We start from the raw sequence: 21,817 nt of genomic DNA, 5'->3' as shown, positions 1-21,817 counted from the left end.
CCGCCTGACCTGATCAACCCTTGTACGTGACCTTCTTCACTGCCGCGACGACCCGGGCAGCGTCGACCAGGGCGAGCTTCTCCAGATTGGCGGCATAAGGCAGGGGCACGTCCTCGTTCGTGACGCGCAGGACCGGGGCGTCGAGATCGTCGAAACCCTGCTCCATCGCCACTGCGATAATCTCCGAGGAGATCGAGCAAGTTGGCCAGCCTTCTTCGACCACTACCATGCGGTTGGTCTTCTTCAGGCTCTCCAGAACCGTCGCGGTGTCGAGCGGGCGCAGCGTGCGGAGATCGATGACTTCGGCGTCTACGCCCTCGCTCGCCAGCGTCTCGGCGGCTTCAAGCGCGACGCCGACGCCGATCGAATAGGACACGATGGTGACGTCCTTGCCCGCGCGGACGATCCGCGCCTTTCCAATCGGTAAGACATAATCATCGAGCTTCGGCACTTCGAAGTGACGGCCGTACATCAGTTCGTTTTCAAGGAACACGACTGGGTCTTCCGAGCGGATAGCCGCCTTCAAGAGTCCCTTGGCATCGGCCGCGTCATAGGGTGCGATCACGATCAGGCCCGGCACCGAAGCATACCACGGGCCATAGTTCTGCGAGTGCTGCGCGCCGACGCGAGACGCCGCGCCGTTGGGACCGCGGAACACGATCGGACAGCGCATCTGGCCACCCGACATGTAATTGGTCTTAGCAGCCGAGTTCACGATGTGGTCGATCGCCTGCATGGCGAAGTTGAAGGTCATGAACTCGACGATCGGCTTGAGTCCACCCATCGCCGCGCCTGTGCCGATGCCGGCAAAGCCATATTCGGTGATCGGCGTATCGATCACGCGCTTGGCGCCGAACTCTTCCAGCAGCCCCTGCGTGACCTTGTAGGCGCCCTGGTACTCGGCGACTTCCTCGCCCATCACGAAGATGCGCGGATCGGCGCGCATTTCCTCGGCCATCGCGTCGCGCAGCGCCTCGCGGACGGTCGTCTTGACCATCTCGGTGCCCTGGGGGATCGACGGATCGGCAGCGAGCCGGGTCTTCTCGACCGCCGCGGTCAGCTGGGCCGTACCAGTCGCCTGCGGCCTGTTGTCCGACGTCGCCTCGGTCTTCTGGTCGGCCGGAGTCTCCTGCGGCGCAGCGGCAGGCGCCGGCGTCGCGGCGACAGAGGCATCCTCGCCCTCACCCGCGATCATCGCGATCACGGTGCCGACCTTCACATTGTCGGTGCCTTCGCTGACAAGGATCTTGGCGATCGTGCCTTCATCCACGGCTTCGAATTCCATCGTCGCCTTGTCGGTTTCAATCTCGGCGAGGATGTCGCCGGACTTTACCACATCGCCTTCCTTGACGAGCCACTTGGCGAGCGTGCCCTCTTCCATGGTCGGCGAGAGTGCCGGCATTTTGAGTTCGATCGCCATCTCAGTAGGTCTCCACCAGCACGTCGGTATACAATTCAGCAGCATCGGGCTCGGGAGTCTGCTCGGCATAGTCGGCCGATTCGTTGACCACCTTGCGGATCTCCTGCTCGATCGGCTTGAGCTCTTCCTCGCGAACGCCGAGCGCTTCGAGCTCGCGCTTCACCGCCTCGATCGGGTCTGACTTGTCGCGCACCGACTGCACTTCCTCGCGCGAGCGGTACTTGGCCGGATCAGACATCGAGTGACCGCGATAGCGATAGGTCTTCATCTCCAGGATGATCGGCCCCTTGCCCGCCCGGACCCAGGCAAGCGCCTCTTCGGCCGCCGCACGGCAGGCGAGCACGTCCATGCCGTCGACCTGGATACCGGGAATGCGGAAGCTTTCGCCGCGCTTGTAAAGCTGATCCTCGGCGGACGAGCGGTTGACGCTGGTGCCCATCGCGTACTGGTTATTCTCGATCACATAGATGATCGGCAGCTTCCACAACTCGGCCATGTTGAACGATTCGTAGACCTGGCCCTGGTTCGACGCGCCGTCGCCGAAATAGGCCATGGCGACGCCACCGTCCTCGTTATACTTGTGCGCGAACGCCAGGCCTGTGCCGAGCGACACCTGCGCGCCGACAATGCCGTGCCCGCCGTAGAACTTCTTCTCGGTCGAGAACATGTGCATCGAACCGCCCTTGCCGCGGCTGATGCCAGCGGCGCGGCCGGTCAACTCGGCCATGATGATCTTGGGGTCGATACCGTAAGCGAGCATGTGGCCATGGTCGCGATAGCCGGTAATGACCGAGTCCTTCTCGCCATCCAATGCCGACTGCAGGCCGACGGCAACCGCCTCCTGGCCAATATACAGGTGGCAGAACCCGCCGATGAAGCCGAGGCCGTAAAGCTGTCCGGCCTTTTCTTCGAAGCGGCGGATCAGCAGCATCTGCTTGTAAAAGGCGAGCAGCTCTTCCTTGGAAGCCTGATATCGCTCCGGCTGGTTGGGTCGTTCGCGATTGGGAATCGCGGGTTCGGTCGTTGCTGTGCGTGCCGGTGCTTTGGCCACGGTCAGGAAATCCTCATGCCCGGGGGAAAATAGGTGCCGGCCTATAGGCGCGTTCTTGGCCCGGACGCAACGTCAACGCGTGCAACGGCATGGGCCTTCGATTGCACGCGACGATCAACGTCGCGTCTGTAGCGCCTGGTATTATCCGCGCGAGCCGGCGCAGCAGGATGCGCGCCAGCCATGCTGAATGGCGAGCGCCTTTCGCTTTCCGGAACGAAACAGTAGAAAGTACGGCCTAGAATTAAAGAAGATTCCAGCGCGACGACACATCGTCGGGCCCGAAAAGGCTTGGGAGATTGCCAGTTCGGATCCGATCCGAGCTGTGGCCGGTGGAAGATGTGATTGCCGCATTGGGCGCAGAAGTCACGCTTGAAAAGCGTGCGATGCTCGGTAGATCACGAGCGCCTCGCCAAAAACGACAGGTCAGGCCACCTGCACCGCCATCAACGGTCCGCCGGTCCAACGCCGGCACATGGCGAAGTGGCAGACGCCCACATCATACATACCTTGGGCAGCGCGACGCTCGCCCCGCCGCACAGGTATGTTCCAGGACATAGATCTTTGAACGGTTCCCGCGCGCCTTTGGGCTTGCTACCGCCGCGACGTGCCGGTTTACTTGTTGAGCGGGATGATCACTTCGTCAGGACGCGCCACGTTCAGCTGGCGGCGGACTAGCTCGTCGACCATGTCCGGGTCCGCGCCGCGCTTGGGATCGAGCAGACCGACTCGGTTCTTGAGCTCGGCGCGCTTCTTGTCGAGCGCAGCGTACTCCACCTTCTTTTGCGCCAATTCGACTTGCAGCGCCTTCGCCGCCACGAACCCCGTCGGCCCCAAGGCGGCGTTATAGACGAAGAACGAAATGGCGATGAGCGCCGCGGCGGACAACCCCGCGCGGCGCAGCAACGTCGTCACAGGTGAAGTACGCCTCATAAGGCTGATTCTCGCTTAACCAGCGCCGTTAATCAAGGCGTACTTCTACCTAGCGATCACTTCAGGATCGAGCGTCCAGCATATACTGCCGCGTCGCCCAGTTCCTCCTCGATCCGGATCAGCTGGTTGTACTTTGCAAGCCGGTCCGAGCGCGCCAGCGAACCCGTCTTGATCTGCCCACAGTTGGTCGCAACCGCCAGATCGGCGATCGTCGCATCCTCGGTCTCGCCCGAACGGTGCGACATCACCGCCGTGTAGGAAGAACGCTGCGCCAGACTGACCGCGGCGAGCGTTTCAGTCAAAGTGCCGATCTGATTGACCTTCACCAGCAGCGAATTGGCGTAGCCCCCCTCGATGCCGCGCAGCAGGCGGGCGGGGTTGGTCACGAACAAGTCGTCCCCGACCAGCTGGACCTTGTCGCCCAGCAAGTCGGTGAGTGCCTTCCAGCCTTCCCAATCGTCCTCAGCCATGCCGTCCTCGATCGAGAAGATCGGATAGTTCGCCGCGAGATCGGCGAGGAACGCAGCGTTCTCGGTCGAGGAGAAGGTCTTGCCCTCACCCACCATCTTGTACGCGCCGTCCCCGTAATATTCTGTTGCTGCGCAGTCGAGCGCCAGCATGACGTCATCTCCGGGGGCGTAGCCTGCGGCAACGACCGATTCCATGATAAAATCGAGCGCCTCGGTCGTGCTCGCGATGTTGGGAGCGAAACCGCCCTCGTCGCCCACGCCGGTGGCCAAGCCCTTGTCGTGCAGCTTCTTCTTGAGCGTGTGGAAGATTTCCGACCCGCAGCGCACCGCCTCAACGATGTTCTCCGCGCCGACCGGAACGATCATGAATTCCTGAAAATCGATCGGATTATCGGCATGCTCACCGCCATTGATGATGTTCATCATCGGCACCGGCAGAACGTGTGCCGACACGCCGCCGACATAGCGGTACAGCGGCAAGCCGCGGGCTTCGGCGGCAGCCTTCGCAGCCGCCAAGCTCACGCCCAGGATCGCGTTGGCGCCGAGGCGCCCCTTGTTCGGCGTGCCGTCCAGCTCGATCATGGCGCGATCCAGATCCGCCTGATCTTCAGCGTCCAGACCGAGCACCTCATCGGCGATCTCATCATTGACGGCTTCCACCGCCTGCTCGACCCCCTTGCCCAGCCAACGCGTCTTGTCGCCATCGCGCCTTTCCACCGCCTCATGCGCGCCGGTCGATGCGCCCGAGGGCACTGCGGCGCGCCCGAAGCTGCCGTCTTCCAGCAGCACGTCGACCTCAACCGTAGGATTGCCTCGGCTATCGAGGATCTGGCGAGCATGGATGTCGATGATTGCGGTCACGTAACGGTCTCCGTATCGAGAGAAGCTGGCTTTCGGCGCGCGCTCTAGCCGCTCGCCATGGAACTCGCAAACGTGGCCGTGGTTGTTCGGCCAAGCAGACAGAAAGGGCTTCGGCATGGCTGACCAGAACAATACGACCCAATCCGGTACCGGCACCGCCGGTGCAGTGAACTTCGACGCGGACCCCAAGCTGAAAGCGGATACCGGCGCTGCCGCCACGGCGGAGATCGCGTTCGACTCGGCTGACGGCGTGGCTGAGGCCGACACGCAGCCAGGTGGCAGCACTGTCGAAACCGCCAAGCAGCAGATCAAGGACGGCGCGAGTAAACTCGGCACGCAGGCCGCTGAACAGGCGCGCGCCTTTGCCGGGCAAGGCAAGGAGCGCGCCACGACGGCGCTGGACGATGTCGCACGCATGTTCCAAAATGCGGCCGATGACGTCGATGCCAAGATTGGCGCGGAATATGGAAAATACGCCCGCTCCGCGGCGGACACGATCAGCGGTTTTGCAGAGTCGCTGCGCGGCAAGGAAGTCGAGGAGTTGGTCGATCAAGCAGGCGAACTGGTGCGTAAGAGCCCGGCGATCGCCGTCGGCACGGCTGCGGCCCTTGGCTTCGTGCTCGCGCGCTTGATCAAATCGGGTGTCGATGCCGCCTCCGACCTCACCGACACGAACTCGGCGACCGACACGAACTCGACGACCGCCACGACCACCGATCAGACGGCTGCGGTCTGAAGAGGGTTTGGGCGTGATCGCACCGGAGCCACAGGAAGAGAGCGTTGGCGCGCTGTTCGGCCGCCTCGTCGAAGACGGCAAGAGCTTCGCGCGGGCGGAGATCGGTTATTACCGCGTCCTGCTCACGGGAAAGCTTGGTGAGGCAAGTGTCGGCATCGGGTTCGGCGTCGCCGCGTTTGCGCTAGCTTGTTCGGCGGTCACGGCGCTGCTCGTCGGGCTGATACTCAGCCTCGCGACTTTGATCGGCCCCGGTTTGGCGACTCTCGCGGTGGTGATCGTCACGCTGAGTGTGGCGGGACTGCTTGGCTGGTTTGCCTACAAGCACCTCATGCGTGTCTTTGGAGGCGCGTCATGAGCAGCAACCCGGATTTGATCGCCGCACAGGCGCGAGTGGAAGCGGCGCGTGCGCGGCTGACCGGAACGTTGAGCGAGGTTCAGACGCGGCTGAAGCCCGGCAACCTCGCTCAGAATGCGATGGACAGCGCCACCACCACCCTCACCACCGCGGCACAACGCGGTGCGGATGCAGCGCGGGCGCGCCCCTATGCCGCCGCGGGTGTGGCAGGCGGCGTGGTGCTCTTCCTGGCCCGCGGGTGGATCGGAAAACTCCTGCGCCGCAAGCCTCGACAGAATGCAACCCCGGCAGGGGCCGGTGGTTTGAACGACGAAGAAACTGCGACGGCTTACGCCGTCAGGAAAGGACAGCAACCATGAGCAACGGCACTTCGACGCAAAGCGGGCAGACCGCCAGCCAAACCACCAGCACCACCGACAAGGCGCGTCAGGTAGTTGGCGATCTTGGTGACAACCCGATCGCGCTCCTCGCCGGCGGCGTCGCCTTGGGCGTTCTCGTCGGCGTTCTGCTGCCGCGCGTCGCCAAGGAGCGTGAACTGCTTGATCCGCTCGGCCGCACGCTGGCACAGCGCGCCACTGCGGCAGCGCAGGCGGCGAAGGAAGCGGGGCGTCAGGAAATCGACGCGCTGATTCCCGACAAGGATGCGACGAAGGAGCGGGTTTCGGCGTTTTTCGGCACGGTTACGGAAGCTGCCAAAGGTGCCGCGCAGCAGGCGTGATTACGGTCACCACCTTTTGGGGTTGAGCGGTCGCGGCTTTCCTCGGTAAGGGCAGCCGCGTACCGCTCCTCCAGGAGGAAAAATGAGCAAACTGCACCTCGTCTTCGGCGGTCGCGTGACCGATCCGCAGACGCTCGATTTTACCGACCCATCGAAACTCGATGTTGTCGGCATCTACGCCGACTATGCCGCAGCCGAGAAGGCGTGGCGCGCTGCTGCCCACCGCACGGTGGACGACGCAGAGATGAAATACGTGGTCGTCCACTTGCACCGGCTACTCGAGCCGGACCTGGACAAGACCCAGGCGTGACCTAGCTGACCCCGGCCCCGCGCCGGGGTCATGCTTTGCGCCAGCGCCAGCGCAGCAGCGGCTTGGCCAGCACCAGCCCGGCGAGGAAGCCGCCGATATGGGCCGGCGCCGCGACCGCCACGCCAGCGCCGAGAAACGCAAAGGCGCTGAGCAGGTTCACCACCGTCCACGCAACGGCCAACCACACCACATGCACCGCCTGCGCCGGGATCGGTCCGATCGCCTTGGCGCGCGAACGGCCGAACAGCAGCGAATAGGCGCCGACCACCGCCGACGCCGCGCCGCTGGCACCGATCATCGGAATAGTGGCCTGAGGATCGGGCAGCCACTGCGCGAAGGCGGCGACGAACGCGCCGACCACATAGAGCAGCACGATACCGGCGGCCCCAAGCGCACGCTCGGTTTCCTTGCCGGTGAAGCCGAGCATCAGCATGTTCATGCCCAGGTGCAGGAAGCCGCCATGGAGCAGCGTACAGGTGAGCGGGGTCAGCCATGCAGGCACCGCGGCGAAATCGGTGGCCACCCCGCTGAGGCGCGCAGGAATGAACCCCGCGCGCATGCTCGCGTCATAATCGTAATGGCCAAGGATGACGGCCGCGCTCACCACCGCCGTCAAGGCGATGATCGCGGTCGTCGCGGAGACCCGCTGCATCAACGGGCTCAGATGAACTCGATCTTCGAGACGAGATAATAGCGGTCGCCTGCCGGCACCGACACTTCGACCTCTTCATCGATCTTGCGGCCGATCAGGGCGCGCCCGATCGGCGAATTGTACGAGATGCGTCCGATGCTGGCATCGGCTTCGGTTTCGCTGACGATCTGGTAGCGGATCGGCTTGTCGTCTTCGTCAAGCAACGTCACCGTCGCGCCGAACACGATCTTGTCACCCGACAGATCCTTGGGATCGATGATCTGGGCGCGGCTCAGCTTGCCTTCGATATCGGCGATGGTCGCTTCGTTCTGGCCCTGCTGCTCCTTGGCAGCATGATATTCGGCGTTTTCCGAAAGATCGCCGTGCGCGCGCGCTTCCTCGATCGCGTCCACGATCAGTGGGCGTTCCGTTTTGAGGCGCTTCAGCTCGGCGGTGAGCTTCTCATAGCCTTCCTTGAGCATCGGCATCTTATCGACCGTCGCCATGCGCCCGTGTCCTTCGTCAAAGCCTCCTCCCCAAGCGCCTCGTGAAGAGAGCGCCCGCACATGATGGTGATTGGGGAGATCGTTGTGCGAGCGATAATATTAAGGCTGCCAGGGGCAAACATCAAGCGGGCTGCCTGGATGTGGCCGTAATTCACCGCCGGCAAGCCCCTTGTTGTAAGGGAGGGGTCAGGGTGGGTGCGCGCGTCTGCGCGGTTAAGAGACTCTCGCCTAGTCCAGGCGGCGGTTCGAGGCGTCGAGCCTCGCCCGCCGCAACACCCTCCCCCTGCCCCTCCCTTGCAGGGAGGGGAGGAAGAAGGCACATGGTGCGGCGCTTAGCGCGAGGCGTAGAAGGATTGGAGCGGGCGGACGTCGAGGGTGTTGGCACCCATCGCTTCGATCGCCCGCGCCGCCGCGACGCTGCCGGGAGCGGTGGTGAAGTAGGGGATCTTTTGCGCCATTGCCGTGGCCCGGATACCCGCAGAGTCCTTGAGCGACTGCCAGCCTTCGGTGGTGTTGAAGATCAGCGCGATGTCGCCGTTCTGGATCCGGTCAACGATGTGCGGACGGCCCTGCGCGACTTTGTTGACGCGCTCGACCACGATCCCCTGCCCTTGAAGATACTCGGCGGTGCCGCCGGTGGCGACAATGGTGAAGCCGAGCCGCGAGAGGATCTGAACGCCGGGCAGGATCACCGCTTTGTCGCTGTCCTTGACGCTGACGAACACCGTGCCCTTCTGCGGCAGCACGGTGCCGGCGCCGAGCTGCGCTTTCGCAAAGCTGGTGGCGAAATCCTTATCGATTCCCATCACTTCGCCGGTCGACTTCATCTCCGGTGAGAGCACCGGATCGACGCCGGGGAAGCGGCCCCAAGGAAACACGGCTTCCTTGACGGCGATGTAGTCGATGTTGCGGTCGATGACCGGCAGGTCCTTTAGCTTCTCGCCCGCCATCACGCGCGCGGCGATCTTCGCGATAGGAACGCCGATCGCCTTGGCAACGAAGGGCACCGTACGGCTGGCGCGCGGATTGACTTCGATGAGGTAGACTTCGCCGTCCTTGACCGCGAACTGGATGTTCATCAGCCCTTTGACCTTCAGCGCGCGGGCGAGCGCGTGAGTCTGGCGCTCGATCTCAGCGATGATGTCGTCGGACAGGCTGTAGGGCGGGATCGAACAGGCGCTGTCGCCGGAGTGGACGCCGGCTTCCTCGATATGCTGAAGCACGCCGGCAACGACCACATCGTCGCCATCGGCGATGGCGTCGACATCGACTTCGATCGCATCGCGCAGATACTGGTCGATCAACACCGGGCTGTCGCCCGAAACCTGCACCGCAGTCTGGATGTAATCGTCGAGCTGCTGGAGCGTGTCGACGATCTCCATAGCGCGGCCGCCGAGCACATAGCTGGGGCGCATCAGCACCGGGAAACCGATCCGCTCGGCGGCCGCCACCGCTTCGTCGCGGCTGCGGGCGAGGCCATTGGCGGGCTGCTTGAGGCCAAGCTTGGACACGAGCGCGGCAAAGCGCTCGCGGTCCTCGGCCAGGTCGATCGCGTCGGGCGACGTGCCGAGGATCGGGATGCCGGCATCTTCGAGTGCCTGGGCGAGGTTGAGCGGGGTCTGGCCGCCGAACTGGACGATGACGCCGACCAGCGTGCCGTTCGACTTCTCGACCTCGAGGATCTCGAGCACGTCCTCGGCAGTCAGCGGCTCGAAATAGAGCCGGTCCGAGGTGTCATAATCGGTGCTCACCGTTTCCGGATTGCAGTTGACCATGATCGTCTCATAGCCCGCGCCGCCCTGATCGGAGCCCAGCGCGAAGCAGGCGTGGCAGCAGCAATAATCGAACTCGATGCCCTGGCCGATCCGGTTGGGGCCGCCGCCGAGGATCACGACCTTCTTGCGGTCGCTGGGGTTGGACTCGTTCTCGGGCGCGCCGAAGCTGGGCGCTTCGTAGGTCGAGTACATGTACGGCGTCTTGGCTTCGAACTCGGCCGCGCAGGTGTCGATGCGCTTGAACACCGGGCGCACGCCCAGCTTGTGGCGCAGCTTGCGGACGTCGGCCTCGGTGACGCCGCCGGTCATTGCCTTGGCGACTTCGCCGATCAGGCCATGGCTGCGGGCCATCGCCCCGGTGCCTTCGCGCATGTTGAGCGACTTGAGCGAGAGATAGGCCAGACGCTTGTCGCTGAAGCCCATCGCCTTGAGCCGGCGCATGCCCTGCGCGTCCTGCGGGAGGCCATCACGGCAAACCTGCTCTTCGGCTTCCACGATCTCGGCAATGCGCTCAAGGAACCAAGGATCGTACGCAGTTAGCGCCTGAACCTCCGACACGGTGAAACCTTCGCGCAGCGCCTGGGCGGCGATCAGCAGCCGGTCGGGGCTTCGGACAGCCAGCGCGGCCTCGATCACGTCACGCGGTGCGCCGGCGAGCTTGTCGACATTGTTGAAGCCGCTGAGCCCCGTTTCCAGCCCCCGCAGTGCCTTCTGCATCGATTCGTGAATATTGCGCCCGATCGCCATGACTTCGCCAACCGACTTCATCGCGGTGCCGAGCGTGGCTTCGGCCCCCTTGAACTTTTCGAAGGCGAAGCGCGGGATCTTGGTCACGACATAGTCGATCGTCGGTTCGAACGAAGCCGGCGTCGCGCCGGTGATGTCGTTGGTGATCTCGTCGAGCGTGTAGCCGACCGCCAGCTTGGCCGCGACCTTGGCGATCGGGAAGCCGGTCGCCTTGGACGCCAGCGCCGAGGAGCGCGACACGCGCGGGTTCATCTCAATGACGATCAGGCGACCGTCCTTCGGATTCACTGCGAACTGCACGTTGGAACCGCCGGTTTCGACGCCGATTTCGCGGAGCACCGCGATCGATGCATTGCGCATGATCTGGTATTCCTTGTCGGTCAGCGTCAGTGCCGGCGCGACAGTGATCGAATCGCCGGTATGCGTGCCCATCGCGTCGACATTCTCGATGGAGCAGATAATGATGGCGTTGTCTGCACGGTCGCGGACCACCTCCATCTCATATTCCTTCCAGCCGAGCAGCGATTCCTCGATCAGCACCTCGGTGGTTGGCGACAGGTCAAGGCCCGAGCGGACGATCGCGATGAACTCCTCGCGGTTGTACGCAATCCCGCCGCCCGATCCGCCCATGGTGAAGCTGGGGCGGATGATCGCCGGCAGGCCGACATGCTCGAGCGCGGCGAGCGCTTCGGCTTCGCTGTGGGCGATCGCCGAGCGGGCGCTTTCGAGCCCGATCTTGGTCATCGCGTCCTTGAACTTCAGCCGATCCTCGGCCTTGTCGATCGCTTCGGCATCGGCGCCGATCATGACGCAGCCGAACTTCTCCAGCGTGCCGTTGCTGGCGAGCGCCAGCGCGGTATTGAGCGCGGTCTGCCCGCCCATCGTGGGGAGCACCGCGTCCGGGCGCTCCTTTTCGATAATCTTGGCGACGATCTCGGGCGTGATCGGCTCGACATAGGTCGCGTCGGCCATTTCGGGATCGGTCATGATCGTAGCCGGGTTCGAATTGACCAGGATGATCCGATAGCCCTCTTCGCGCAGCGCCTTGGCCGCCTGCGTGCCCGAATAGTCGAACTCGGCCGCCTGGCCGATGACGATCGGGCCGGCGCCGATGATGAGGATGGACTGGATATCTGTACGCTTAGGCATGATGGTATCCGGGGTAGCCCTCCCCCGCTTCAGGGGGAGAGGGTTGGGAGAGGGGGGCTCCGCCTTGGCGAAGCGAAACGTTCAGACGAGAGTGCGTGCGAAGGAACTTCGACGCGACATGAGCGAGCCCGAGCGGGCGCTGTGGGAAGTGGTTCGCGCCGGCAAGCTTCAGGGCGTCAAATTCGTTCGGCAGAATGTCCGCCAACGCTTCATCGCCGACTTCGTAGCGCGATCGCACCGCCTGATCGTCGAGCTTGATGGAGAAACGCACGCGCTGCCCGGCGCGGAAGCGCATGATGCGGCGCGCACTGCCGAACTCGAGGCACAAGGCTGGCGCGTGGTCCGGTTCGCCAACAACGACGTCATGACCAATCCCGAAGGCGTCGCCCGCGCGATCCTCATGGCCGTCGGCCGCTACTTCTAAAGCCCTCTCCCTCTTCAGGGGGAGAGGTTTGGGAGAGGGGGAAGCGGGCTGCGCTCGCGAGGAAGTAGCTATTCCCCCCGCTCCCTTCGCCGCTACGCGGCTCTTCCCTCTCCCCCTAAAGGGGGTGAGGGAGAACACGCCGTCCGCCATCAAGCGAGCATCCCCACGAACCGTTCGAACAGATACAGGCTGTCTTGCGGCCCCGGGCTCGCCTCCGGGTGGTACTGCACCGCGAAGGCCGGGCGGTCGGTAAGCTCAAAACCCGCGTTCGACCCGTCGAACAGCGACACATGCGTTTCGCGCGCGTTGGCCGGCAGCGTCTCGCTCAGCACGGAGAAGCCGTGGTTCATGCTGGTGATCTCGACCGCGCCGTCGCTCAGGCGCTTGACCGGATGATTGGCGCCACGGTGGCCCTGGAACATCTTCGACGTCTTGGCGCCGACCGCGAGCGCCAGCAGCTGGTGGCCCAGGCAGATGCCGAACACCGGCTTGCCGCTTTCCAGCATCTGCTGGATCACCGGCACGGCATAGTCGGCGGTTGCGGCGGGGTCGCCGGGACCGTTGGAGAGGAAGAAGCCGTCGGGCGCGAAGGCCATCGCCTGTTCGAAGGTCGCCTGTGCGGGCAACACCGTCACGCGGGCGCCGGCTTTCGCCAGGTTGCGGAAGATGTTGTGCTTCGAGCCATAGTCGATCGCGACCACGTGCGGCTTGCCCTGCGCGGCCTGCTCGCCGGCCGCGTCATAGCCGAAGCCCAGGCGCCAGACGCCGCCTTCCCAGCCATAATGCGTCTCGGCGGTGACCGAGATTGCGAGGTCCATTCCCTCGAGCCCCGGCCATTCCTTGGCTTGTTTGAGCAAAGCGGGGATGTCGAACTTGCCGGCCTTCGAATGCGCGATCACGCCGTTGGGCGCGCCGCCCGTGCGGATGCGGCGCGTGAGCGCGCGGGTGTCGATGCCCGACAGGCCGATGCGGGCGTGCTTGGCCATCCAGGTATCGAGATGCTCGGTCGCCCGGAAGTTCGACGGCTCGGTCACGTCCTCGCGCACGATCATGCCCAGCGCGTGCGGCTCGTCGGCCTCGACATCGTCGGGGTTGGCGCCGACATTGCCGATGTGCGGGAACGTGAAATTGATGATCTGACCGGCAAAGCTCGGGTCGGTCATGATCTCCTGATAGCCGGTCATCGCGGTGTGGAAGCACACTTCGCCGACCGCGTGGCCCTCGGCCCCGAACCCTCGGCCCCAGACCACGTCGCCAGAGGCCAATACCAATACGCCGGTGGCTCCGGGAGGCGCAGACAAGGGTTTGGCTTCGGCCATCGAGGGGTGGCTCTCCATTCAGGTTGCAGCGATGTCGCTAAGTCGCGGCGGCTAGACCCCCTGCCCCCTCGCGTCAACCGGTTCGCGGGTCTATCAGCACCACATTCCCCGATTCCAAGAGAGTTCGACATGATCCGAGACGATATCAAGGCTGCCCAGATCGCGGCTATGAAGGCCGGCGACAAGCCGACGCGCGGGGCGATCAGCTTGATCCAGAGCGCCATCAAGAACCGCGACATTGAAGCGCGCACCGGCGGCGCGCCGGCCGATGACGACGCGCTGGTGGTCGAAGTGCTCCAGAAGATGGTCAAGCAGCGCCGCGAATCGATCGAGATGTACACCCAAGGGGGGCGCCAGGAGCTTGCCGACGCGGAGGCCGCCGAGGTGGCGGTGATCGAGCGCTTCCTGCCTGCGCAGATGAGCGAGGACGAGACACGCGCGGCGATCGAGACGATCAAGGCGGATCTCGGCGCAGCGGGGATGAAGGACATGGGCCGGGTGATGGCCGAGCTGAAGGCCCGGCATGCCGCGAGCCTGGACATGAGCAAGGCGAGCGGACTGGTGAAGGCGGCGTTGAGCTGAGGTGAGCCTTACCCCCGCCTTTCTCGACGAACTGCGCGCCCGGACGTTGCTGTCCGGGCTGATTGCCAAAACCGTGAAGCTGCAGCGCGCCGGGCGGGAGTTCCGCGCCTGCTGCCCGTTTCATAACGAGAAGACGCCGAGCTTCTACGTCAACGACGACAAGGGCTTTTACCATTGCTTCGGCTGCTCGGCGCATGGCGACGCGATCCGCTGGATGACCGAGCAGCAGGGGCTGCCGTTCATCGATGCAGTGAAGGAGCTCGCCCATGCGGCGGGTCTGGAAATGCCCGAGCAGGACCGCCGCGCCGCGCAAAAGGCCGAGCGCGCCAAGGGGCTGCACGACGTCATGAGCGACGCTGCCGCGTGGTTCACCGAACGGCTGGGTGGGATCGAGGGGAGCGAAGCGCGCGCGTTGCTCAAGCGGCGCGGGATTTCGGAAGCGACCGCGCGCGCCTTTGGCATGGGCTTTTCGCCTGACTCGCGCGGCAAGCTGCGCCAGGCGCTGGCGAGCTATGGCGACGCGATGCTGGTCGAAGCCGGGCTGCTGATCCAGGTCGAGGGCAAGGAGCCCTATGACCGGTTTCGGGGGCGGCTGATGATCCCGATCCGCGATGCGCGCGGGCGCGTGATCGCGTTTGGCGGGCGGATCATCGGTGAGGGCGAGCCCAAATATCTGAATTCCCCGGAGACCCCGCTGTTCGACAAGGGGCGCACGCTCTACAATCTCGACCGGGCCCAAGCCGCTGCGCGCAAGACCGGCCGGGTGATCGCGGTCGAAGGCTATATGGATGTGATCGCGCTCGCCCAGGCCGGATTCGACGAAGCCGTCGCGCCGCTTGGCACTGCAATGACCGAGCACCAGCTCGAGCGGCTGTGGCGGATGACCGAGGTGCCGCTGCTGTGCTTCGATGGCGACTCGGCAGGACAAAAGGCCGCGTTGCGCACCGCGCACCGTGCCCTGCCCTTGCTCCAGCCGGGCCGCAGCCTCGCCTTCGTGCCGCTGGGCGACGGCCTCGACCCGGACGACTTGGTCCGCACGAAGGGCGCCGCCGCGTTCGAGGGACTGCTGGCCCAGCCCCAGCCGCTGTCGGATCTGTTGTGGCGGAGCGAAGTTGCCGCCGAACCACTCACCACGCCCGAACAGCGCGCCGGGCTCAAGCAACGGCTGACGGCGGTGGCCGAAACGATCGCCGAGCCAAGCGTGAAGTCGGAATACAAGGCCGAGTTCCGGGAGCGGATCGATAAGCATTTCGATCGCGGCCCGCGCGAGTTCCAGCCGCGCCAGTACCAGGCGGGCGGAGCGCGCCCGGGGCGCGGTAGCCGCAACGCACGCGGGGTGTGGCAGCCGCCTGAGGCGCCCCCTTCGGCCAAGGCCCGCACCCTGGGAACCGACGGACTCGACCCTGCCCTCGCCAAGGCCGTTCTGGCCGGGCTGATCCGCCATCCGGTGGAGATCGCCCGTCACATGGAAGTGCTCGGCTCGTTGCGCACAGCTTCCGGCGCGCTCGGCAAATTGTTCGAAGCGGTAATCGACGTGGCGCTTGAAGACCGGCAGCTTGATCAAGGTAAAGTCCTCACCATATTGGCGCGGTCTGGATTTGATCAGGTGGCGAGCGACCTTCTTCGAGCCGATACGCTACCCTTTTCGTTTTGCCGGTCCAACCCGGCCGATGCGGAAAGGGCGCGCGAGGACTTGAACGAGGCGATAGCGGTCATGGTGGAGCAGCCGGCGGTAGACGCGGCGCTAGCCGAGGCAACCGCATGCTTGTCGAGGGACGGGTCGGAGGAGGCCTTTACCCGGCAGGTGGCGCTTTCGCGGAGGCGTCAGGAACTGCTCGAGCGGCTTGCCAACCTGAGACTTGCGGACGAAGAAGAATTCGATGATTAGGGCGGCGTATAATTGCCGCCATCTGCATACCGAGGGTTTTTGATGGCGAAGGCTAATGGCGGCGGCGACGGCGACGACACCACGATCGACGTGGGCGACGCGCCGCTGATCGATCTTAACGAAGGCACGCTCAAGAAGCTTGTCGCGCGCGCCAAGAAGCGCGGCTACATCACCGTCGACCAGTTGAACGAGATGCTGCCGCAGGATCAGATGTCCTCCGAGCAGATCGAGGACGTCATGGCCGCGCTCAACGACATGGGCATCAACGTCGTCGAGAATGAGGAAGCCGGCGAGGACGCCGAGCCCGAGGACGACACGCCCGACGAGGCCGAGTCGGCCGAAGGCAAGGAAGACGAGCCCGCCTTCGAAATCGCCAAGAAGAAGGAAACGGTCGACCGCACCGACGATCCGGTGCGCATGTACCTGCGCGAGATGGGCGCGGTGGAACTGCTCAGCCGCGAAGGCGAGATTGCGATCGCCAAGCGGATCGAGGCCGGGCGGGACACCATGATCCTTGGCCTGTGCGAGTCGCCGATCACCTTTAACGCAATCATCGGCTGGTCGAACGCGCTGAACGAAGGCACGATGCAGCTGCGCGAAATCCTGGATCTCGACGCGATGCTGTCCAAGGACCCCGGTGCCGATGCGCTTTCCGAAGAAGGCGACGGCGAGATCAGCGAAAAGACCGCTGGCCCGTCCTTCAAGGAAGAAGAAGAGCCCGAAGAGGTCGCCGAGGACGAAGACGAGGACTCGATGACCGAGCGCCGCACCCCGCGGGCATCGGACGACGATGAGGAAGACAACACCCTCAGCCTGGCGCAGATGGAAGAAACACTCAAGCCGCAGGCGCTTGAGAAGTTCGCCAACATCACTGCGATCTACAAGAAGTTCTCGAAGCTCCAGCAGCAGCGGCTGGAAGCAATGGCAGCCGGCGGTGAATTGGCCGCCGCGCAGGAGCGCAGCTATCACAAATTGCGCGAGGAACTCACCGCCGAGGTGGAGAGCGTCCAGTTCCACAACGCCAAGATCGAGTATCTCGTCGACCAGCTCTATAGCTTCAACCGGCGCCTGACTGCGCTGGGCGGCCAGATGCTGCGCCTCGCCGAGCGCCATAAGGTGCCGCGCAAGGACTTCCTCGACCGCTATGTGAACCATGAACTGGACGAGAGCTTCATCGCCACGGTGTCGAAGCTCGACAAGAAGTGGAAGGCGTTCGCCGAAAACGAAGCGCCCGCGGTCGACCGCATCCGCATTGAGATCAGCGAGATCAGCCAGGCCACCGGCATGGCCTTGGCCGAGTTCCGCCGCATCGTGAACATGGTGCAAAAGGGCGAGCGCGAGGCCCGTATTGCCAAGAAGGAGATGGTCGAGGCCAATCTGCGTCTCGTGATCTCGATCGCCAAAAAGTACACCAATCGCGGCCTTCAGTTCCTGGATCTCATCCAGGAAGGCAATATCGGCTTGATGAAGGCAGTCGATAAGTTCGAATACCGCCGCGGCTACAAGTTCTCGACCTACGCGACTTGGTGGATTCGGCAAGCGATCACGCGCTCGATCGCAGACCAGGCGCGGACCATCCGCATCCCGGTTCACATGATCGAGACGATCAACAAGCTGGTTCGAACCAGCCGGCAGTTCCTTCACGAGCAGGGCCGCGAGCCTACGCCCGAGGAAATGGCCGAGCGCCTCTCCATGCCATTGGAGAAGGTCCGTAAGGTCATGAAGATCGCCAAGGAGCCGATCTCGCTCGAAACGCCGATCGGCGACGAGGAAGACAGCCATCTGGGCGACTTCATTGAGGACAAGAACGCGATCATCCCGGTGGATGCCGCCATTCAGGCGAACCTGAAGGAAACGGTCACGCGCGTTCTTGCCTCGCTTACTCCGCGCGAGGAGCGCGTGCTGCGCATGCGCTTCGGTATCGGCATGAACACCGATCACACGTTGGAGGAAGTAGGGCAGCAATTCTCGGTGACTCGCGAGCGCATTCGCCAGATCGAAGCAAAAGCTTTGCGCAAGCTGAAGCACCCTTCGCGGTCGCGAAAGATGCGTAGCTTCCTGGATCAGTAAGAATCACTCGCCACGTTACCAAGACGCCTCGGAGTGAACTTCCGGGGCGTCTTGTTTTAAGACCGATCTCATCGCGGGACACTGATCGATTTCAAGACAAATCCGGCGTAAACTTACTTTTTACATGCCAGCGCATATTCAAGATTTGCACAGAGACGCGGCACGCCTGCCGGCCGCGGGTTTCGGGATTTTGGGGCTATGCCGTTCGACTCCGCACAGATCGCACGCCTGGGCAGCAGCTGGGGTGCCATGGGGTCGCTCGTCGCTTCCGACGGAAGTGCCAATCACGGCTATCTTCGTCGCCTGGCAGCCGGAGACCAACCGCCCCGCGATCTTGCCGATGCGGCGCATTATATCTGCTTGCTGCATGGCCGCCATCCCGGCGTGATCGACCATGCACGCGGCAGTGCGCGCGCACCAATCGAGTCCGAGTGGCTGGAAGCGGCTGCGGAGGCTTTCGGGACCGAGCGTGGTTTCCTGGCCCGCATCGTCGCCGCCGCCGGCCCGCTGCCCAGCACGCCCGGGCATGACCGGTCGGAGGCGGTCGCGCATGCCCAAAGGCACGCCCTGGATATTTTATCGCGGTCGGACCGGGCCGGCTGCGCGGTCGGCGCAGCCCTCGCGCTGGCGATCGACTGGAGCACGATACGCCAGTTCCTGAACATCGCGGCCGGCCGGCTCGGCTTCGACATCCCGCGTCTTGGCCTTCCTCCGGCCGAGGAAACGTTGAGCGTGGTCGACGCGCTTGCCCGTCAGGGATCGATGGAGCGGGCCATGTTGTTCGGCGCGCAGCAGGTCTTCGCACAACATCGCGGTTTGTGGGACTTGCTCGAAGCGCGCGCCGACGCCCGCGAGCGCCCCTGAAGCGCGCGGCTTGCGCCTGGGCGACATCGCCCGGTATTCAGGAGCCATGCGTTTCGAAGGCACTCAAAGCTATGTCGCCACGGAGGACCTGAAGGTCGCCGTCAACGCGGCCGTCACCCTGCGCCGTCCGCTGCTCGTCAAGGGGGAGCCCGGCACCGGCAAGACCGTCCTTGCCTATGAGATTGCGCGTGCCGTCGGCGCGCCGTTGATCGAGTGGAACGTCAAGTCGACGACCAAGGCGCAACAGGGCCTGTACGAATATGACGCGGTGGCGCGTTTGAGGGACGGGCAACTCGGCGATGCGCGCGTGCACGACATCGCCAACTATATCCGTCGCGGCAAATTGTGGGAGGCGTTCACCGCTCCCAAGTTGCCCGTTCTGCTGATCGACGAGATCGACAAGGCCGATATCGAGTTCCCGAACGACCTGCTCCAGGAACTCGACCGCATGTCGTTCCACGTCTACGAAACCGGCGAGGACGTGGCGGCAGCGGAACGCCCGATCGTCGTCATCACGTCCAACAACGAGAAGGAACTGCCCGACGCGTTCCTGCGCCGCTGCTTCTTCCACTATATCAAATTCCCCGATCGCGAGACGATGGAGGCGATTGTCGACGTTCACTTTCCGGGCATCCAGAAGCTGCTGGTCAGCCGGGCAATGGACCTTTTCTACGATATTCGCGAAGTGCCGGGCCTGAAGAAAAAGCCGTCCACCAGCGAGTTGCTCGACTGGCTCAAGCTACTCCTGCACGAGGACATGCCGGTGGAGGTGCTCCAATCCCACGACTCGAGCAAGGCGATACCGCCGCTCCACGGCGCGCTGCTCAAGAACGAACAAGATGTCATGCTGTTCGAACGCTTGGCCTTCATGGCGCGCCGAGGGAAATGATAGCTGCGCTTCGCGCGAGTACACCCTGACCAGCAAGTTAAACGCAGTTAACAAATTTTTAACCTCGGTTGGATACCGGGAGTTTTGGGGGGGTGCCCTGTAACCGGTGCCCATATGCGTATCTTGGGATCTGTGCTTACCGTGCTTGCGGCTGTGGCCTGTTCGCCTGCCGCCCGAGCCGACTCCTTGCTGGATTATGTCGGGGAGTGCGTGCCGTTTGCGCGTGCTGCCTCGGGTATTCAGATCTATGGCGATGCCTGGACTTGGTGGGATCAGGCCAAGGGCCGATATGCGCGTGGATCCACGCCGCGGGTCGGCTCGGTCGTCGTGTTTCCCAAAAGCGAGAAGCTCCGCCTCGGCCATGTCGCCGTGGTGAGCCGCATCGTCGAGGATCGCGTGCTGATGCTCACCCATGCCAACTGGTCCCGAGTCGACGGCGTTCGCGGCCATGCCGAACAGGATGTGACGTTGTTCGACGTTTCACCGCGAGGAGACTGGAGCCAGGTTAAGGTCTGGTATGGCGACATGGATGGACTGGGTGGATCGGTGTACCCGGTTTCAGGCTTCATCTACGGCACGCCGGACCGCGGGGCGCCGCCCGCGGTGCATACCGCCCGCCCTTCTTCGCAGCTTACCAGCACGAACCCGGATTATGTTGGATCGCTCATCGACGCTTATGCACGCTGACTTGCGGCACGCCTGATGCTGCCGCATGCTGGCGCGCATGGGGGGATGGACGAGCGACCGGCGCTGGCCGTGGCTGCTGGCGGCAATTACGCTGTTGGGGCTCGCCCTGCGCATCGCGGGCGCACAAGGCGGGCTTTCGCTGGATGAGGCGTGGTCGGCGGTGCAGGCGCGTGCTGCCGGAACGCCGCTCGGCATCTTCCTCGGCATCAATCACGACAACAACCACCATTTGAATTCGCTGTGGCTGCTGGTGGTCGGCTTCGATGCCCCACCGCTGGTGCAGCGGTCTCTGTCGATCGTGGCGAGTACCCTCACCATTCTCATCGCGGCGCAGATCGGTGCGCGCCGCGGCCCTGCACTCGGCCTGCTTACCGCATTGTTGTTCGCGGTGTCGCCCGTGCTGGTCACGCTGGGCTCCGAGGCCCGCGGCTATGCGCCGATGGCGCTCGCGCTGCTGGTGGCGTTCAACCTGGCCGATCGCTGGCTCGCCGAGGAGGAACGCGAAAGCCCGGCATTGTCGCTGGCGCTTTGCTTTTTCTTGGGTGCGCTGTTCCAGCTGACCATCTTGTTCGGCTTGTGCGCGATCCTTGGCTGGGTGTTCGTCACCCTGGTGCAGCGCAACGGCCTCCGGACTGCGAGCCTCGCCACGCTTCGCCTGTTTATGCCCACGCTTTTCGCCATCGCGCTGGTCGTGGCGATCATCGCCTATGGCGCGATCACCCATCATGGCTTTCACTTCGGCAGCTACGACCCGTTTGGGCTTTCCTGGTTCCTGCACGGCATGGCCGAGCTGTACGCCTATACATTGGGTCTTACCGGCCTGCCTGCCGGATGGCTGCTGGTCGTGCCTGCCCTGCTGCTGTTCGCGCTCAAGCTGCGCGCGCAGCGGCTGGCGTTTCACGCCCTTGCGATCCTGGGCTTTCCGGCCGCGCTGATGCTGTTGCAAGCCGGCAATGTCGGCCATCCACGCTACTACTTGCTCTGTGGCCTCTCGCTGCTGGTCCTGTTGGCCGAGATGCTTTGGCTGGAAATGCGCGATGGAGGCTGGCGGCGCTGGGCGGCGGGTGCGGCCTGTGCTGCAATCGTGATGGCGAGCCTTGCCCGCGACATCGAACTCGCGAGCAATCTTCGCGGCGACTCGTTCGCTACGATCGCCGCGCTGCAGGCGCGTGCCCCGCAGGGTACCCGCATCCTCCTCGACGGTGACCCGGGGCGTGCAATCCTCGAAAGTGCTGCCGCCAGTCGCCACTATTCGCTGACGGTCGCGCGAGCCGAATGTCCCCCGCCCCGCTTTCTCTACTTCTTCCGGTTTCGTGGCCATGAACGCGCGCCGCGGCTTACCCGTTGCGGCCGGCAGTATCGGTGGATGGCGGGCATGGAGGCGCGGGGCCTTTCCGGCACCCCCTGGACGCTCTACGAACTCCAGCCATAAAAG

At 64.1% G+C, this 21,817-nt stretch carries 21 protein-coding genes; 13 read left to right on the top strand and 8 right to left on the bottom strand.

Annotation, left to right across the window (positions count from 1 at the left end):
• Nucleotides 1–13: 13 nt before the first annotated feature.
• The 4 genes from FHT02_RS01530 to eno all read right to left on the bottom strand — a co-directional run bounded on the left by FHT02_RS01530 (nucleotide 14) and on the right by eno (nucleotide 4,732).
• Nucleotides 14–1,420, bottom strand: a complete 1,407-nt coding sequence (locus FHT02_RS01530; RefSeq protein WP_184083522.1) for a pyruvate dehydrogenase complex E1 component subunit beta — start codon at nucleotides 1,418–1,420, stop codon at nucleotides 14–16.
• Nucleotide 1,421: 1 nt separating this feature from the next.
• A complete protein-coding gene (gene pdhA / locus FHT02_RS01525; protein ID WP_184083520.1) occupies nucleotides 1,422–2,471 on the bottom strand; it encodes a pyruvate dehydrogenase (acetyl-transferring) E1 component subunit alpha in 1,050 nt (349 codons plus the stop codon).
• Nucleotides 2,472–3,083: 612 nt separating this feature from the next.
• Complete coding sequence (locus FHT02_RS01520) at nucleotides 3,084–3,383, bottom strand: FtsB family cell division protein (protein WP_343056795.1); 300 nt, start codon at nucleotides 3,381–3,383, stop codon at nucleotides 3,084–3,086.
• Between the two features lie 74 nt (nucleotides 3,384–3,457).
• Complete coding sequence (gene eno / locus FHT02_RS01515; RefSeq protein WP_184083516.1) at nucleotides 3,458–4,732, bottom strand: phosphopyruvate hydratase; 1,275 nt, start codon at nucleotides 4,730–4,732, stop codon at nucleotides 3,458–3,460.
• Between the two features lie 115 nt (nucleotides 4,733–4,847).
• Between eno and FHT02_RS01510 the strand changes: the two genes are divergently transcribed.
• From FHT02_RS01510 to FHT02_RS01490, 5 genes are all read left to right on the top strand, one after another.
• Nucleotides 4,848–5,468 carry a hypothetical protein gene (locus FHT02_RS01510; RefSeq protein ID WP_184083514.1) on the top strand — a complete coding sequence of 207 codons (621 nt, stop codon included), beginning with the start codon at nucleotides 4,848–4,850 and terminating at the stop codon, nucleotides 5,466–5,468.
• Between the two features lie 13 nt (nucleotides 5,469–5,481).
• A complete protein-coding gene (locus FHT02_RS01505) occupies nucleotides 5,482–5,823 on the top strand; it encodes a phage holin family protein (protein ID WP_343056794.1) in 342 nt (113 codons plus the stop codon).
• Nucleotides 5,820–6,182, top strand: a complete 363-nt coding sequence (locus FHT02_RS01500) for a DUF3618 domain-containing protein (protein WP_184083512.1) — start codon at nucleotides 5,820–5,822, stop codon at nucleotides 6,180–6,182. Before FHT02_RS01505 ends, FHT02_RS01500 begins: the two co-directional genes overlap by 4 nt.
• Nucleotides 6,179–6,541 carry a hypothetical protein gene (locus FHT02_RS01495; RefSeq protein ID WP_221239238.1) on the top strand — a complete coding sequence of 121 codons (363 nt, stop codon included), beginning with the start codon at nucleotides 6,179–6,181 and terminating at the stop codon, nucleotides 6,539–6,541. The genes FHT02_RS01500 and FHT02_RS01495 overlap by 4 nt, the downstream gene beginning before the upstream one ends.
• 82 nt (nucleotides 6,542–6,623) lie before the next feature.
• Nucleotides 6,624–6,851 (top strand): DUF4170 domain-containing protein, encoded by a 228-nt coding sequence (locus tag FHT02_RS01490; protein ID WP_184083510.1) that lies wholly within the window; start codon nucleotides 6,624–6,626, stop codon nucleotides 6,849–6,851.
• Nucleotides 6,852–6,879: 28 nt separating this feature from the next.
• On the opposite strand, the gene FHT02_RS01485 is transcribed toward FHT02_RS01490, so the two are convergent.
• The 3 genes from FHT02_RS01485 to carB form a co-directional block, all read right to left on the bottom strand.
• Entirely contained in the window at nucleotides 6,880–7,503 is a 624-nt protein-coding gene (locus FHT02_RS01485; protein ID WP_184083508.1) for a rhomboid family intramembrane serine protease, read from the bottom strand.
• An 8-nt stretch (nucleotides 7,504–7,511) separates the two neighbouring features.
• Nucleotides 7,512–7,988: a transcription elongation factor GreA gene (greA, locus tag FHT02_RS01480; protein WP_184083506.1), complete on the bottom strand. Its 477-nt coding sequence runs from the start codon at nucleotides 7,986–7,988 to the stop codon at nucleotides 7,512–7,514.
• 332 nt (nucleotides 7,989–8,320) lie between these two features.
• Entirely contained in the window at nucleotides 8,321–11,659 is a 3,339-nt protein-coding gene (gene carB / locus FHT02_RS01475; protein WP_184083504.1) for a carbamoyl-phosphate synthase large subunit, read from the bottom strand.
• Nucleotides 11,660–11,750: 91 nt separating this feature from the next.
• Between carB and FHT02_RS01470 the strand changes: the two genes are divergently transcribed.
• On the top strand, nucleotides 11,751–12,083 hold the full coding sequence (locus FHT02_RS01470) for an endonuclease domain-containing protein (RefSeq protein ID WP_343056810.1): 333 nt from the start codon (nucleotides 11,751–11,753) through the stop codon (nucleotides 12,081–12,083).
• A gap of 149 nt (nucleotides 12,084–12,232) precedes the next feature.
• Here the strand turns inward: FHT02_RS01470 and carA are convergent, their stop codons facing one another.
• Nucleotides 12,233–13,402, bottom strand: coding sequence for a glutamine-hydrolyzing carbamoyl-phosphate synthase small subunit (gene carA, locus FHT02_RS01465; RefSeq protein ID WP_184083502.1), 1,170 nt, complete (start codon nucleotides 13,400–13,402; stop codon nucleotides 12,233–12,235).
• A 129-nt stretch (nucleotides 13,403–13,531) separates the two neighbouring features.
• Here carA and FHT02_RS01460 point away from each other — a divergent pair, with 129 nt between their 5' ends.
• The 7 genes from FHT02_RS01460 (at nucleotide 13,532) to FHT02_RS01430 (ending at nucleotide 21,814) form a co-directional block, all read left to right on the top strand.
• Nucleotides 13,532–13,984: a GatB/YqeY domain-containing protein gene (locus tag FHT02_RS01460; protein WP_184083495.1), complete on the top strand. Its 453-nt coding sequence runs from the start codon at nucleotides 13,532–13,534 to the stop codon at nucleotides 13,982–13,984.
• A gap of 1 nt (nucleotide 13,985) precedes the next feature.
• Nucleotides 13,986–15,872: a DNA primase gene (dnaG, locus tag FHT02_RS01455; RefSeq protein WP_184083493.1), complete on the top strand. Its 1,887-nt coding sequence runs from the start codon at nucleotides 13,986–13,988 to the stop codon at nucleotides 15,870–15,872.
• 42 nt (nucleotides 15,873–15,914) lie between these two features.
• A complete protein-coding gene (gene rpoD, locus FHT02_RS01450) occupies nucleotides 15,915–17,942 on the top strand; it encodes an RNA polymerase sigma factor RpoD (RefSeq protein ID WP_184083491.1) in 2,028 nt (675 codons plus the stop codon).
• A gap of 198 nt (nucleotides 17,943–18,140) precedes the next feature.
• Nucleotides 18,141–18,806, top strand: a complete 666-nt coding sequence (locus FHT02_RS01445; RefSeq protein WP_184083489.1) for a DUF6975 family protein — start codon at nucleotides 18,141–18,143, stop codon at nucleotides 18,804–18,806.
• Between the two features lie 46 nt (nucleotides 18,807–18,852).
• Nucleotides 18,853–19,695 carry an AAA family ATPase gene (locus FHT02_RS01440; protein WP_184083487.1) on the top strand — a complete coding sequence of 281 codons (843 nt, stop codon included), beginning with the start codon at nucleotides 18,853–18,855 and terminating at the stop codon, nucleotides 19,693–19,695.
• Nucleotides 19,696–19,809: 114 nt separating this feature from the next.
• Complete coding sequence (locus FHT02_RS01435; RefSeq protein ID WP_184083485.1) at nucleotides 19,810–20,382, top strand: CHAP domain-containing protein; 573 nt, start codon at nucleotides 19,810–19,812, stop codon at nucleotides 20,380–20,382.
• 37 nt (nucleotides 20,383–20,419) lie between these two features.
• Nucleotides 20,420–21,814: a hypothetical protein gene (locus tag FHT02_RS01430; RefSeq protein ID WP_184083483.1), complete on the top strand. Its 1,395-nt coding sequence runs from the start codon at nucleotides 20,420–20,422 to the stop codon at nucleotides 21,812–21,814.
• Nucleotides 21,815–21,817: the final 3 nt, after the last annotated feature.

Source organism: Sphingomonas xinjiangensis, from assembly GCF_014199255.1.
In the GTDB taxonomy this organism is placed as follows: Bacteria; Pseudomonadota; Alphaproteobacteria; order Sphingomonadales; family Sphingomonadaceae; genus Sphingomonas; species Sphingomonas xinjiangensis.
This window is presented reverse-complemented; position numbering and strand designations above follow the sequence as displayed.